Source organism: Humitalea sp. 24SJ18S-53 (genome assembly GCF_050632385.1).
In the GTDB taxonomy this organism is placed as follows: Bacteria; Pseudomonadota; Alphaproteobacteria; order Acetobacterales; family Acetobacteraceae; genus Humitalea.
The window spans coordinates 4,785,670-4,799,108 of sequence record NZ_CP192599.1; the positions used below are offsets into that span (position 1 = coordinate 4,785,670).

Genomic DNA, 13,439 nt, shown 5'->3' on the forward strand with positions numbered 1-13,439 from the left:
GGCGGACCTTCAACTTGCCAGTGACAGGCTGAAGGCTTCGCTAATCCGGTCGCGACGGGTGCGGTTTCGATCTCAACCCCAGTTGCGGTCGTGATCGGCATGGGTCCGCAGATAGGCCCCGGGCACAAAATGCCGGTCGTAGAACTCGGTATCGAGCCGGTGCGCCTGCAAATAAGTTTTCAGGAACACCGCCGGCACCGTCGCCGGGAAACGGCCGAAGGTGGCGAAGACATAGTCTGCCATCAGCGCGGTGATCTCGATCGCCTCCGCGTCGATGCCGGCGGCGGCGGCGCGGACCGCGGCATTGTCCCGATAGGGTCCGCCCTGGTTCGGATCGAAGGGACCGCCGCCCCTGGACCGGCGGAGTATTGGTAAAATAAAGAGAGGGGCATCACAGGTGTTCGACTGATCGAGGTCGCGCTATGCCCCTCTCTTTATTTTACCAAATAGCGTGGGTTCCAAGGGGCCACGGCCCCTTGGTGGGGAGAGCTTGAGAGGGGCAAAGCCCCTTTCAATGCGCACCCCCCCCCATTCTTCAACACCCGATCAGAAAAACAGCGCGAAGCTGCCGGCGACTGTCAGGAAGACCAGGGCGAAGCGCCGGTACCAGACCACCGGGACGACGTGGAACAGACGCGCGCCGATCGGCACGCAGATCAGCATGATGGGCAGCAGCAGCAGCAGCTTGGCCAGGACCAGTGCCCCGACCAGCCCCGCCCAGATCGGGATGACGACCGACACGACCGAGATCATGGCAAAGAACAGGATCAGGCTGGCGCGGTGCTGGCGGGCTTCCTCGGCGCCCGCGAGGAGGTAGAGGATCACGGGCGGGCCGCTCATGCCCGTGGCGCCCTTCATCAGGCCGGCGGTGGCGCCGACCGCGACGTTCAGCCCGGTCGGGCGGGTGCCGTGGTAGCGCCAGCCGGACATCAGCAGGAAGCCGAAGACCAGCACCAGGAAGCCGATGGAGCGGCGCAGCACTTCGCCATCCGCGCTCAGCAGCACCCAGGCGCCGAAGGGGGTCGCGATCACGGCGGCCAGGCCGAGCGGCAGGATGGTGCGGCGGTCGGCATGGCCCATCGCCTTGGGCAGCAGTTGCACCGAGACCAGCAATTCCATCAGCAGCATCACCGGCACGGCGGCCAGCGGCCCCCATAGGGTGGAGAAGACCGGCGACAGCAGGATGGCGGTGCCGAAGCCGGCATAGCCGCGCATCAGCCCGGCGACGGCGGTCGCGACGACGGCGGGCCAGAACTGCCAGGTGCCCGGCAGGGAGACGACCGCATCGAGGAAGGCGGTCATGCCTCGTCCACGATGTCCAGCGATACGACCGCGGCGTTGATCAGCACTTTGCCCACTTCCTCGAAATTCACGGTCACGCGGTCCCCGATCACCGATTGCACCTGGCCGATACCCCAGTCAGGGCGGTGCGGATGCCGGACTCGCATGCCGGGTTCGAGAGGGATCGACATGATGGCCGCAACATCAAGGCGAGTTTACCGCACCGCAAGGGGGCGGGGCCTAACGCGTTGTGCGCAAATCAGGGCAGGATGGCTCCCATGACGGTTGACAAAGACCATACGGACGACGCGGCCCTTGCCTTGGCGCAGACACTTTGCGCACGGCTGTGCCATGACCTGGGCGGCCCGGCCGGCATGGCGGCATCGATGCTGGAGACGGCGGCCGCCGAGCTGGTGCCGGCGGGCGGCGGGCAGGGCCGGCCGGATGGGCCGGTGCTGGACGAGGCCCTGGCCATCGCGCGGGATGGCGCTGTCGCGGTGCGGGCGCGGTTGCGCGTCTGGCGCGCGGCCTGTGGCGGCGACACCGGGCCGCTGGACGCGGCGGCGCTGGCTGCGCTGGTGACGGCGATGCTGGTGGATACGCGCGTGACCTTCGATTGCGCCATGCCGCCCGATACCATCCTGCCGCCGGCGGCGGTGCAACTGGCGCTGGTCGCGACGATGCTGGGGGTCGAGGCGCTGCCGCGCGGCGGCATCGTGCATCTGGCGGGCGGCCCGGACGAAATCCTGGTGTTGCCGCAGGGGGTCGGGGCGCGCTGGCCGGCCGGGCTTTCGGCCGCGGTGGCGGGGATGGCGGTGGAGTTGGAACCGCGCCGGGTGCTGCCGGCCTTCCTGGCGGCGCTGGCCGCGGCCGAGGGCTGGCGGCTGGGTATCGGCCTGGGGCCATCGACGATGCCGGGGCCGCTGATGATCACCTGGCCGGACTGATCCCGGCGTCGGATTCCCGCTCGCCCTTTACCCTTCCTTCGCGCACCGGCCCGCATATGGCGATCTCCTATCCACCCGGGGATGCGCCATGGATGACCTGCTCGCCGACTTCCTGACCGAAACGCATGAGGGTCTGGAGGCGCTGGATGCGGCGCTGGTGCGGCTTGAACGCACGCCGGATGATTTGCCGACCTTGTCGGAGATTTTCCGCCTGGTGCACACGATCAAGGGCACCTGCGGCTTCCTTGGCCTCGGCCGGTTGGAAAAGGTGGCGCATGCCGCCGAGAATGTGCTCGGCCGCTATCGCGACGGCACGCTGAAGGTGACGCCACCCGGGATCACGCTGGTGCTGTCGTCGCTGGACCGCATCAAGGAGATCGTGACCGGCATCGGCGCGACCGGCAGCGAGCCGACGGGCGATGACAGCGCGCTGATCGGCGCCCTGGATGCGGCGGCGAGTGGTGAGGCGAAGGCCGTGGTGGCAGCGCCCCCGGTCGTTGAGGCCCCGGTTGTTGCGGCCCCCGTCGTTGAAGCCGTGGCGGTTGCCCCGATGGTCGTTGAACCCGTGGCCGCGCCGGCCCCTGTCGCCCCGGCGCCGGCCGCCATCGATCCCCTGGCCGACACCGCCGGCACCCCCACCGCCGGGCCGCAGACCATCCGCGTCGCGGTCGAGGTGCTGGAGGACCTGATGACCCTGGTCAGCGAACTCGTGCTGACCCGCAACCAGTTGATGCAATTGGCGCGTGCGTCGGGCGACAACGCCTTTGCCGTCCCCTTGCAGCGGCTGTCGCATATCACGACGGATTTGCAGGAAGGCGTGATGAAGACGCGCATGCAGCCGATCGGCCATGCCTGGGCGAAGCTGCCACGGCTGGTGCGCGACCTGACGCATGAACTGGGCAAGAAGATCGACCTGGACATGAAGGGCGCCGAGACGGAACTCGACCGCCAGGTGCTGGAACTGATCAAGGACCCGCTGACCCACATGGTCCGCAACAGCGGCGACCATGGGCTGGAAGGCCCGGCCGAACGCCGCGCCGCCGGCAAGCCGGAAACCGGGCGCATCATCCTCAACGCCTATCACCAGGGCGGGCACATCATCATCGAGGTCGGAGACGATGGGCGCGGGTTGCCGGTGGAGCGCATCCGCCGCAAGGCGATCGCCAATGGGCTGGCGACCGAGGCCGAGCTTGCGGTGATGAACGAGCGCGACATCCAGCGCTTCATCTTCCGCGCCGGTTTTTCGACGGCGGCGGCGGTGACCTCGGTGTCGGGTCGCGGCGTCGGGATGGATGTGGTGAAGACCAACATCGAGAAGATCGGCGGCACCATCGAACTGCGGTCGCGCGAAGGGCGCGGCACGACCTTCATCATAAAAATTCCGCTGACCTTGGCCATCGTGTCGGCGCTGGTGGTCGAGGCCGGTGGCGAACGCTTTGCCATCCCGCAGATCGGCGTGCTGGAGCTGGTGCGGGTCGGCGGCGATGCGACGGCCGATGGCGCCAGCGACGGCGCGCGGGTGGAACGGCTGAACGACACGCCGGTGCTGCGGCTGCGCGACCGGCTGCTGCCGCTGGTGCGGCTGTCGGAATTGCTGTGCCTGGATGTGCCGGTGCCAAGCGAACCGGCCGGGCCGGCCGACCGCGATGCGGGCTTCGTCGTGGTCACGCAGGTTGGACCGCATGTCTTCGGCATCATCGTGGACCGCGTCTTCGATACCGAGGAGATCGTGGTCAAGCCGGTGGCGCCGATCCTGCGCCACGTCACCATGTTCAGCGGCAATACCATCCTGGGCGATGGCTCGGTCATCATGATCCTGGACCCGAACGGCATCGCCCGTGCGACCGGCGTCGGCGCCGATGGGGCGGAGGACGCGACGCAGATGGCCAATGCCGCGACCGGGCTGCAGACATCGACCCGCACGGCGATGCTGCTGTTCCGCGCCGGCGATGCGACACCCAAGGCGGTGCCGCTCGGCCTGATCGCGCGGTTGGAGGATATTCCCGCCAGCCAGATCGAAATGGCCGGTGGCCGGCCGGTGGTGCAATACCGCGGGCAGTTGATGCCGCTGATCCCGCTGTCGGGGCATTGGTCGCCGCCGATGGGCGAGGAAGGCGCGCGCCAGGCGGTGCTGGTCTTCACCGATCGCGGCAATGCGCTCGGGCTGATGGTGGACGAGATCCTGGATGTCGTGGACGACGCGCTGAAGATCGAGGCGCGGCAGGACCAGCCGGGCTTCCTGGGCAGTGCGGTGATCTCGGGCAAGGTGACGGAGGTGCTGGACTGCGGCTATTGGCTGCGCCAGGCGGGCGAGGACTGGTTCGCCCCCGACCAGCAAAGCAAGACCGGCGCGCGGTTGCTGGTCATCGACGACAACGCCTTCTTCCGCCACCTGCTGGTCCCGGCGCTGTCGGTCGCGGGGTATGACGTGACGGCGGTGGATGACGCGGCGGCGGCCCTGCGGTTGCGCGACGCGGGCCAGTCCTTCGACGCCATCGTGTCGGATATCGAAATGCCCGGCATGGACGGCTTGCATTTTGCGGCCGCCGTGCGGGAGGCCGGGCCGTGGCGCGACCTGCCGATGATCGCGCTGTCGGGTCGCGCGGCGCCGGCGGATGTCGCCCGCGGGCGGGACGCCGGCTTCACCGATTACGTCGGCAAGTTCGATCGCGAGGCACTGCTGCGCAGCCTGGCCGATTGCCTCGCCCATGTCGGCGCCTGAGGAGACGAGAACGATGCAAAGCGTCCAGACCCAACCCAGCCCCGCCCGACCTGCCGATGACGCGACGCAGGTCTTCCTGACCCTGACGGTCGGCGGCAAGCCCTGCGCCGTGCCCGCCCTGTCGGTGCGGGACGTGCTGGGGCCGCAGACCATCACCCGCATCCCGCTGGCCCCGCCCGAGGTCGCGGGCAGCCTGAACCTGCGCGGGCGGATCGTCACCGCGATCGACCTGCGCCGCCGGTTGAGCCTGCCGCCGCGTGAGGCCGGGGCACCGCGGCCGATGAGCATCGTCGTCGAGCAGAACGGCGAACTCTACAGCCTGTTGTCCGATGCGGTCGGCGATGTCGTGCCGCTGGCGGCCAAGGATGCCGCCCCCAATCCGCCGACGCTGGACCCGCTCTGGGCCGCCGTCAGCAAGGGCGTGCATCGCCAGGATGGACGGCTGCTGATCGTGCTGGATGTCGAGCGCGTGCTCGACTTCGGCCAGGCCTGAGAGGGAGACGAGGCGATGGCCCGCACAGCGCTTGTGGTCGATGACAGCCGCGTGGTCCGCAAGGCGGCGCGGCGGATGCTGGAAGGCTTTGGCTACACCGTCGCCGAGGCCGAGGACGGCCAGGTGGCGTTGAACGCGTGCCATGCGGCGCCGCTGCCGGAACTCGTGCTGCTGGACTGGAACATGCCGGTGATGGACGGCATCACCTTCCTGCGCCGCGTGCGCGCGGATTTCGGCCCGGACCATCCGCAGGTGGTGCTGTGCACGACCGAGGCGGAGATGGAACGCATCCTGATGGCGCTGGAAGCGGGCGCGCAGGAATACATCATGAAGCCCTTCGACGCGACGATCCTGGGCGGCAAGCTGGCGCAGATCGGCTTGCTGGACGAGGCGGAGGTGCCAGCGTGACCGCGCCCGGCAGCGTGCGGGTGCTGTTGTGCGACGACAGCGCGACGGCACGCGGCGCGATGGCCCGCGTGCTGGCGACCGATCCCGCGATCCTGGTCGTCGGCCGCGTCGCCGATGGCCGCGCCGCCATCGAGGCTGTGACCACGCTCGCCCCCGATGTCGTGCTGCTCGACCTGGAAATGCCGGTGATGGATGGCATGACGGCACTGCCGCTGCTGCTGCGCGCCGCACCCCGCACCGCGGTGATCGTGGCCAGCGCACTGACCCAGCGCGGGGCCGCGGCGGCCATGGCGGCCTTGCGCGCGGGGGCGGCGGATTATGTGCCCAAGCCCTCGGCGGCGCAGGGCGGGATGCACGACCCGGCCTTTCGCGAGGAACTTCTGGCCAAGGTGAAGGGCTGGGCCCGGATGCGTGCCAAGCGCGCCGCCCCGGTGCCGTTGGCGCGCCCCGCCGTGGCGCAACCGGTCGGTCCCCGCCCGCGCGCGATCGGCATCGGCAGCAGCACCGGCGGGCCGCAGGCCCTGGCCGCGCTGGTTCGCCGACTGTCCCCACCGCCCCGTGTTCCCATGCTGCTTGTGCAACACATGCCGGAAGGCTTCACCACCATGCTGGCCGATCACCTGAACCGCCTGGGCGGCCCACCGACGGCCGAAGCCCGCGATGGCGAACCGCTGTTGCCCGGCCGCTTGTACGTCGCCCCCGGCGACCATCATCTGCTGGCCGAGCGTGACCATGCGGGTGGGCTTGTGGCCCGTATCACCCAAGGCCCGCCCGAGAATTTTTGCCGCCCCGCCGTCGATCCGATGCTGAAAAGCCTGCTGAAGGCCTGCGACGGCCGGCTGCTGGCCGTGATCCTGACCGGGATGGGCCAGGATGGGTTGGTCGGCTGCCGCGCGGTCGCCGCGGCCGGTGGCACGGTGATCGCGCAGGATGAGGCGTCGTCGGTCGTCTGGGGCATGCCCGGCGCCGTCGCGCGCGCGGGGTTGCCGGCGCTTCTGGCGCCGCCGGAGGCGCTGGCGGACCGGATGATGGCGCTCTGCGCCGGGGAAGCGGCGCCGGGCGTGCGCGCGGCGTTGCGGGCATGAGTGCGTCGATCGCCGTCCCCTTCGGCAGCGCCCCGGCCGGCCCGCCGATTTCGCCCGACACCTTCAACACCATCGCGGGGCTGGCAAAGACCCGCGCGGGAATCGTGCTGACGCCGGACAAGGGCTACATGCTCGACACCAGGCTCGCGACCATCCTGCGGCGCGACAATCTGCCGAACCTGAACGCGCTGGCGCAAAAGCTGCGCGGGCCGGGGGCCGAGCCGCTGATGAAGGATGTGGTGGAGGCGCTGACCACCAACGAAAGCAGCTTCTTCCGCGACGGCAAGCCGTTCGAACATGTCGCGCGCATCGTCCCGGCGCTGCACGCCAAGCGCCCGCCGGGCCAGAAGATCCGCATCTGGTCGGCCGCCTGCAGCACGGGGCAGGAAGCCTATTCGCTGGCGATCCTGCTGTCCGAACTGGGGCTGGCGAACCGACCCTTCGAGATCTTCGGCACCGACCTGTCGCGGGAGGTGGTGGAGCGTGCGCGCGAAGGCCTCTTCACCCGGTTCGAGGTGCAGCGCGGCCTGGCCGTGCAGCGCCTGGTCAAGCATTTCGCGCAGGAGGGTGCTGCCTTCCGCATCAAGCCGGTGTTGCGCGCGGCCTGCCGGTTCGAGGAGCGGAACCTGTTGGGCGAACATCGCGCGCTGGGGCAATTCGACCTGATCTTCTGCCGCAACGTGCTGATCTATTTCGACATGCCGACCAAGGCCAAGGTGCTGGGCGCATTGGCGGCGCAGTTGGCGCCCGATGGCGCGCTGTATCTGGGCGGGGCGGAGACGGTGATGGGGCTGACGGACCGCCTGGTGCCGTTGCCGGGCGAAAGGGGCGTCTATGGCCCTGTCGGAAAGGCTGGGTGATTGGCCAGGACCGTGTCCGCTGCAGCGGACACGGGCTAGCGGGTCACGGCCTCAGGCCGCCACCCTTGCTTCGGCCCGGGCAACGGCGCCCGCGCCGGACCGGGTGCCGGAGGCAGACGGATCGCGCAGCACATAGCCGCGACCCCAGACCGTGCCGATCAGGTCGGACGCACCCGCCTGGGCCAGCTTCTTGCGCAGCTTGCAGATGAACACGTCGATGATCTTCACCTCAGGCTCGTCCATCCCGCCATAGAGGTGGTTCAGGAAGGCTTCCTTGGTCAGCACGATGCCGCGCCGCAGGGTAAGCAGTTCCAGGATCGCGTATTCCTTGCCGGTCAGGTGCACCGGCCGGCCATCGACCGTCACATCATGGGCCGACAGATCCAGGTTCAATTTCCCGACCGTGAGCGTCGGGCGGCTGAAACCCTTGGCGCGGCGGACGATGGCCTGGATGCGGGCGACCAGTTCCTGCGGGTCGAAGGGCTTGACGATGAAATCATCGGCGCCGAGGCCGAGACCCTTCACCTTCGCGCCCGGCTTGCCCTGGCCCGAGAGGATCAGGACCGGGGTTTCGATCCGGGCGGCGCGGAGTCGGCGGACCACCTCATAGCCCTCCATATCCGGCAGGCCGAGGTCGAGGACGATAATATCGTAATCGTACAGTTTAGCGAGTTCGAGGGCTTCTTCACCCGTATCGGCGGTGTCCACCATCATGGACGCCTGCTTGAGCATCATTGTGACGCCACGCAGGGTAGTGAGATCGTCTTCACAAAATAGGACGCGCATTTTTTTGGCCTCCACACGGTATGCGAGTAAGACCTACCACTTTTGCGTGTGTCGTCCATCGCTTTTTCACGCTTTATTCGTATCAAGAGTTGGATAATCTCCTAACAAGATACTAACGCCAAGGAATGGCTCATGTTTCTGACGGAAAAGGCCGATGCGGCAGGTTCATCCCTCAATCGGATACAACCTATGGGACGTGTCGGGAAATTGGCGCGGATGACCGGAATGGCGCTCGATGTCGCCGAATTCGATCCACCACCATCTGTTGGGGATCGTCTTGTTTTTGGCATTGCTCCGGTGGCCGAAATCATCGGCTTCGCGGATGGCAGGGCGCAGGCGGTGGCCTTTGGCCCGCTGGAGGGGCTGGCGCCGGGGGCGGTGGCCAGGTTGCTGCCGTCGTCGGGGCTGGCGGTGTCCGATGGCTGGCTCGGCCGGGTGCTGGATCCGCTGGGGCAGCCGCTGGATGGCGGCCCCGCCCCGCCCCCCGGCGCCCGCATCCGCTCGACCCGCGCGGCCCCGCCCGCGGCCGGCACCCGCGCCAGGCTGGGGCCGAAACTGGATTTGGGCGTGCGGGCGATGGACCTTTTCGCCCCCTGCCGGGAGGGTCAGCGCCTGGGCCTCTTCGCGGCCTCCGGCGTCGGCAAGTCCAGCCTGTTGTCCATGCTGGCCTCTGCGGCGGCCGATGTCGTGGTCTTTGGCCTGGTCGGCGAACGCGGCCGCGAATTGCGCGAATTCATCGAGGATGACCTCGGCCCCGATGCCATGGCCCGCGCCTGCATCATCTGCGCGACATCGGACACCGCCCCGGCGATGCGGCGGGAAGCGGCGCATGCCGCGATGACCGTGGCGGAACATTTTCGGGACCAGGGGCGGCGCGTGCTGCTGCTGATCGACAGCGTTACACGCTTCGCCATGGCGCAGCGCGAAATCGGCCTGGCCGCCGGCGAACCGCCGGCGACGCGCGGCCACCCGCCATCGGTCTTCGCCGAACTGCCCCGGTTGCTGGAACGCGCGGGGCCGGGGCCGGAAGGCTGCGCCGGCTCCATCACCGGCCTGTTCACCGTGCTGGTCGAGGGTGACGATCATGACGAACCCATCGCCGATGCCGTGCGCGGCATCCTGGATGGGCATGTCGTGCTGGACCGGCGGATTGGCGAGGCCGGGCGCTACCCGGCCGTCGATGTCCTGCGCAGCCTGTCGCGCACAGCACCAGGATGCCTGGCACCGGAGGACCGGCCCCTGGTGCGGGAGGCGCGGGCCGTGCTGGCGCTGGCGAATGAACTGACCGACCTCGTGCGCCTCGGCGCCTTCCGCCCCGGTGCCGATCCCGCCGCCGATCGCGCCCTGGCCCTCGCCCCCAGGATCGAGGCGGTGCTGACCCAGCCCAAGGGCGAACGCGCCACCTCGGCCGAAGCCTTCGCCGCATTGGCCGATGCCCTGCATGGCGCGTGACACCCTGGCCCTGCTCGCCCGCCTGCGCCGGCTCAGCGTCGCCGCCGCCCAGGGCGTCCTGGCCGACGCACAATTGCGCGCCCGCGATGCCGAATTACGCCAGGCCGCGGCTGCCGCCCTGCTGCTGGCCGAACGCAACAGCGGCGGCGCCGACTACGCCGCCTGGCACCCGCGCGGCGTGGCCGCGCGCGATGCGGCCGGGCGCGACGCCGCGCAGGCCGAAACCCGTCGCGCCGCCGCCCTCGGCGTGCTGGTCGCCGCCCGCACCGCCGAACGCAGCGTCGAACGCCTGGCCGAGGAACGCGCCAAGACGGCGCATCGCGACGCGCTGCGCCGCGACACGATCCGGCTGGAGGAAGCCGCCTACCCGGCCAGCACCCCGCGCCGCACCTGATCGAGTTCGATGGATTCGAACAGGGCGCGGAAATTGCCCTCGCCAAAGCCTTCGTCGCCCTTGCGCTGGATCAGTTCGAAGAAGATCGGGCCGATCACCGTATCCGTGAAGATTTGCAGCAGGCGGCCGCCGGAAGGGGAACCGTCCATCAGGATGCTGTTGGCCTGGAGGCGCGCGATATCCTCGCCCGTATCCGGCAGGCGCTGGGGCAGGAGTTCGTAGTAGGTCGCGGGGGTTTTCAGGAAATTGACGCCGCGGTCCCGCATCGTCTCGACGCTCGTGTAGATGTCGCTGGTGCCCATGGCGATGTGCTGGATGCCTTCGCCCTTGTAGACGCGCAGGAACTCCTCGATCTGCGACTTGTCGTCGCTGCTTTCGTTGATCGGGATGCGGATCTGGCCACAAGGGCTGGTCAGCGCCTTGGACTTCAGGCCGGTCAGCTTGCCCTCGATGTCGAAGTAGCGGATCTCGCGGAAGTTGAAGAGTTTTTCGTAGAAGCTGGACCAGGCGTCCATGCGGCCGCGATGCACATTATGGGTCAGGTGGTCGATCACCGTCAGGCCGGTGCCGCGTGGGGCCTCGACCGGCAGGGCGCGGAAATCGACGTCCCAGATGCTGCCGGCCTCGCCGTAGCGATCGACGAAATAGATCAGCGAGCCGCCGATGCCCTCGATGGCGGGGATGTTCAATTCCATCGGCCCGACGCGGCCGTGGAAGGGGCGTGCGCCGAGGCGCACCGCGCGTTCGAAGGCCTGCGCCGCATCGGCGACACGGAAGGCCATGGCGCAGGCACAGGGGCCGTGCACGCGGGCAAAGGACTGGGCAAAGGAATCCGGTTCGGCGTTCAGCACGAAGTTCACATCGCCCTGGCGCCACAGGGTGACCGCCTTGCTGCGATGCCGCGCCACCGGGGCGAAGCCCATGCGGGCAAAGGTCGCTTCCAGCGCGGCCATGTCGGGGCTGGTGAATTCGACGAATTCAAAGCCATCCGTGCCCATCGGGTTGGCGTCGCTGATGACGCCGGCGATGGCGGTGCGGTCGGGGGGGATGTCCATGGCGGCCTCCGGGTCGTTTCCGGGGAAAGATTATCGCCAAGGTCGGAGGGATTTTCGGCTATTCGCCCCCATACCTGGGGTATCTGTGGTGGTTGTCACCCGAAAGGCCGCAACCCATGGCGAAATCCGCCCCTGTCACGCTCGATGCCGCCGATCGCCGTATCCTGCGGGCGCTGCAACAGGACGGCCGGCTGTCCATCGTGGCGCTTGCGGAAAAGATCGGCCTGTCGCCCACCCCCTGCCAGCGCCGGGTGAAACGGCTGGAGGAGGAGGGCGTCATCGCCCGCTACGCCGCCGTGCTGGACCCGCGCCGGGTGGGATTGCCGCTGCATGCCTTCGTGCAGGTGGCCCTGGCGAGCCATACGGAGGAAGCGGCGGCGAGTTTCCACAAGGCCATCGCCGAGCGCCCGGAGGTGATCGCCGCCTACGCCATGTCGGGCGACATGGACTACATGCTGCACGTCGTCGCCGCGGATTTCGACGCCTATGCCGATTTCGCGCTGAAGGCCTTGTTGCGGATGCCGGGGGTGAAGGAGACCCGATCCTCCTTCGTGCTGACCGAGATCAAGCCCTCGGCCGGCGTGCCGGTCTGATCAATAGCCGCGCGAGAAATCCACGAGGTTCAGCAAGGGCTGGCCTTCCCGTGCCCGGCGCAGGTTGTCGACGACCTGGGGGGCGACGCTGGCGGGGATGGTGATGCTGGCGGCATGCGGGGTCAGCACGATGCCGGGATGGCGCCAGAGGGGGTGGTCGGGCGGGAGCGGTTCGGGGTCGGTCACATCCAGCGCGGCGCCGGCCAGATGACCGCTGTCCAGTGCCGCCAAAAGGTCGGGCTGCACCACATGCCCGCCGCGCGCGGCATTCAGCAGGAAGGCGCCGCGCGGCATCCGGGCAAAGGCGCCCGCATCCAGGATGCCCCGGGTTTCCGGCGTCAGCGGCAGCAGGCAGACCAGCATGTCGGATTGGCGCAGGATGGCGTCGAAGCCCTCGGCGCCATGGTGGCAGGCGATGCCGGGGATGGTTTTGGGCAGGCGCGACCAGCCGGCGACGGGAAAACCCAGGGCGGCCAGTTTCCCGGCGGCATCCTGGCCCAATTCGCCCAGGCCCAGCACGCCGATACGGCGGGCGGCGGTGGCCGGGGCGGGCAGTTCGTGCCAGATCGCGGCCGCCTGCTGCGCGCGATAGGCCGGGTCCTGGCGGTGGAAGCGCAGGACGTTCAGCAGCACCCATTCGCTCATCGCGGAGGTCAGCAGCACGTCCTTGAGCCGCGCCACGGGCACGCCCTTGGGCGTGCCCGGGGGCCGCAGCAGGTGGTCGACCCCCGCGCCCATCGATACCACCAGCCGCAGGGCCGGGTAGCGGGCCAGGTCGGCCAGGTCATGGGTGCCCCACATGACCACGGCCTCGATCGCCGCCGGATCGCCGGCATCGGGCCAGAGGCGGATGTCGAGGCCCGGGTCGCAGGCCAGCAGCGCGTCGCGCCAGGCGGCCTGCGCATGGCCCTTGGTCGCCAGCAGAACGGCCATCAGGCGGCTTCCTCCCAGGAGGGTTCGCCCTCGGCCAACGGCATGGTGCGGATGAAGGCGCGCCAGTCGTCCTTGCGCGTCGCCGCCCGCTTGGTGCCGTCGGGCAGTTCGGCATAGAGGCTCAAGACCCCCTTCGACCACATCATGTCGAAATGCGACTCCGATTGCAGGACCCAACCGCTGGCGCGTTCGAAGACGCCGTCCTTGATCTTCGGCTGCACCTTGGCGATCCACCACCAGCAGCCGGCCGCCAGGACCAGGCCGCCGACGTAGAAATGCACCAGCGTGGTGGCGGCGAAGGAGGCGGCCAGGATGGCGGCGGCGGGCCAGACGTTCTCGCCATAGCGATAGACCGGGCTGCCGGGGCTGTTCATCTTGCGGATATGCACGCCGAGTTTCAGCCGCTCGGAATCGAGCAGGGTCTTCATGC

16 protein-coding genes are annotated in these 13,439 nt (G+C 69.0%); 9 read left to right on the plus strand and 7 right to left on the minus strand.

Annotation, left to right across the window (positions count from 1 at the left end):
- Positions 1–72: 72 nt before the first annotated feature.
- The 3 genes from ACQW02_RS23020 to ACQW02_RS23030 all read right to left on the minus strand — a co-directional run bounded on the left by ACQW02_RS23020 (position 73) and on the right by ACQW02_RS23030 (position 1,472).
- Positions 73–243: a hypothetical protein gene (locus ACQW02_RS23020; RefSeq protein ID WP_431282245.1), complete on the minus strand. Its 171-nt coding sequence runs from the start codon at positions 241–243 to the stop codon at positions 73–75.
- 303 nt (positions 244–546) lie between these two features.
- Positions 547–1,302 carry a sulfite exporter TauE/SafE family protein gene (locus ACQW02_RS23025; protein ID WP_431282246.1) on the minus strand — a complete coding sequence of 252 codons (756 nt, stop codon included), beginning with the start codon at positions 1,300–1,302 and terminating at the stop codon, positions 547–549.
- Positions 1,299–1,472: a DUF3553 domain-containing protein gene (locus ACQW02_RS23030; protein WP_431282247.1), complete on the minus strand. Its 174-nt coding sequence runs from the start codon at positions 1,470–1,472 to the stop codon at positions 1,299–1,301. Before ACQW02_RS23030 ends, ACQW02_RS23025 begins: the two co-directional genes overlap by 4 nt.
- Before the next feature lie 87 nt (positions 1,473–1,559).
- On the opposite strand from ACQW02_RS23030, the gene ACQW02_RS23035 reads away from it, so the two are divergent.
- The 6 genes from ACQW02_RS23035 to ACQW02_RS23060 all read left to right on the plus strand — a co-directional run bounded on the left by ACQW02_RS23035 (position 1,560) and on the right by ACQW02_RS23060 (position 7,796).
- Positions 1,560–2,228, plus strand: coding sequence for a histidine phosphotransferase family protein (locus ACQW02_RS23035; RefSeq protein ID WP_431282248.1), 669 nt, complete (start codon positions 1,560–1,562; stop codon positions 2,226–2,228).
- 88 nt (positions 2,229–2,316) lie between these two features.
- Positions 2,317–4,950: a hybrid sensor histidine kinase/response regulator gene (locus ACQW02_RS23040; RefSeq protein WP_431282249.1), complete on the plus strand. Its 2,634-nt coding sequence runs from the start codon at positions 2,317–2,319 to the stop codon at positions 4,948–4,950.
- Between the two features lie 13 nt (positions 4,951–4,963).
- Complete coding sequence (locus ACQW02_RS23045) at positions 4,964–5,443, plus strand: chemotaxis protein CheW (protein WP_431282250.1); 480 nt, start codon at positions 4,964–4,966, stop codon at positions 5,441–5,443.
- 15 nt (positions 5,444–5,458) lie between these two features.
- A complete protein-coding gene (locus ACQW02_RS23050) occupies positions 5,459–5,851 on the plus strand; it encodes a response regulator (protein ID WP_431282251.1) in 393 nt (130 codons plus the stop codon).
- Complete coding sequence (gene cheB / locus ACQW02_RS23055) at positions 5,848–6,936, plus strand: chemotaxis-specific protein-glutamate methyltransferase CheB (RefSeq protein ID WP_431282252.1); 1,089 nt, start codon at positions 5,848–5,850, stop codon at positions 6,934–6,936. Before ACQW02_RS23050 ends, cheB begins: the two co-directional genes overlap by 4 nt.
- Positions 6,933–7,796: a CheR family methyltransferase gene (locus ACQW02_RS23060; RefSeq protein ID WP_431282253.1), complete on the plus strand. Its 864-nt coding sequence runs from the start codon at positions 6,933–6,935 to the stop codon at positions 7,794–7,796. Before cheB ends, ACQW02_RS23060 begins: the two co-directional genes overlap by 4 nt.
- A 51-nt stretch (positions 7,797–7,847) precedes the next feature.
- Here ACQW02_RS23060 and ctrA read toward each other — a convergent pair whose 3' ends face one another.
- Positions 7,848–8,582, minus strand: coding sequence for a response regulator transcription factor CtrA (gene ctrA / locus ACQW02_RS23065; RefSeq protein ID WP_431282254.1), 735 nt, complete (start codon positions 8,580–8,582; stop codon positions 7,848–7,850).
- 189 nt (positions 8,583–8,771) lie between these two features.
- Here ctrA and ACQW02_RS23070 point away from each other — a divergent pair, with 189 nt between their 5' ends.
- Together ACQW02_RS23070 and ACQW02_RS23075 are read left to right on the plus strand one after the other, a co-directional pair.
- The gene (locus ACQW02_RS23070) at positions 8,772–10,034 is read left to right on the plus strand and encodes a FliI/YscN family ATPase (protein WP_431282255.1); all 1,263 of its coding nucleotides are present in this window, start codon (positions 8,772–8,774) and stop codon (positions 10,032–10,034) included.
- Complete coding sequence (locus tag ACQW02_RS23075) at positions 10,024–10,428, plus strand: hypothetical protein (RefSeq protein WP_431282256.1); 405 nt, start codon at positions 10,024–10,026, stop codon at positions 10,426–10,428. Before ACQW02_RS23070 ends, ACQW02_RS23075 begins: the two co-directional genes overlap by 11 nt.
- Here the strand turns inward: ACQW02_RS23075 and hppD are convergent.
- Positions 10,398–11,483, minus strand: coding sequence for a 4-hydroxyphenylpyruvate dioxygenase (gene hppD / locus ACQW02_RS23080; RefSeq protein ID WP_431282257.1), 1,086 nt, complete (start codon positions 11,481–11,483; stop codon positions 10,398–10,400). The genes ACQW02_RS23075 and hppD overlap by 31 nt on opposite strands.
- Before the next feature lie 116 nt (positions 11,484–11,599).
- Between hppD and ACQW02_RS23085 the strand changes: the two genes are divergently transcribed.
- Positions 11,600–12,076 (plus strand): Lrp/AsnC family transcriptional regulator, encoded by a 477-nt coding sequence (locus ACQW02_RS23085; RefSeq protein WP_431282258.1) that lies wholly within the window; start codon positions 11,600–11,602, stop codon positions 12,074–12,076.
- Here the strand turns inward: ACQW02_RS23085 and ACQW02_RS23090 are convergent, their stop codons facing one another.
- Both ACQW02_RS23090 and ACQW02_RS23095 read right to left on the minus strand, forming a co-directional pair.
- Positions 12,077–13,009 carry a 2-hydroxyacid dehydrogenase gene (locus tag ACQW02_RS23090; protein ID WP_431282259.1) on the minus strand — a complete coding sequence of 311 codons (933 nt, stop codon included), beginning with the start codon at positions 13,007–13,009 and terminating at the stop codon, positions 12,077–12,079. It abuts the gene before it with no gap.
- On the minus strand, positions 13,009–13,437 hold the full coding sequence (locus ACQW02_RS23095; protein WP_431282260.1) for a hypothetical protein: 429 nt from the start codon (positions 13,435–13,437) through the stop codon (positions 13,009–13,011). Before ACQW02_RS23095 ends, ACQW02_RS23090 begins: the two co-directional genes overlap by 1 nt.
- Positions 13,438–13,439 lie beyond the last annotated feature (2 nt).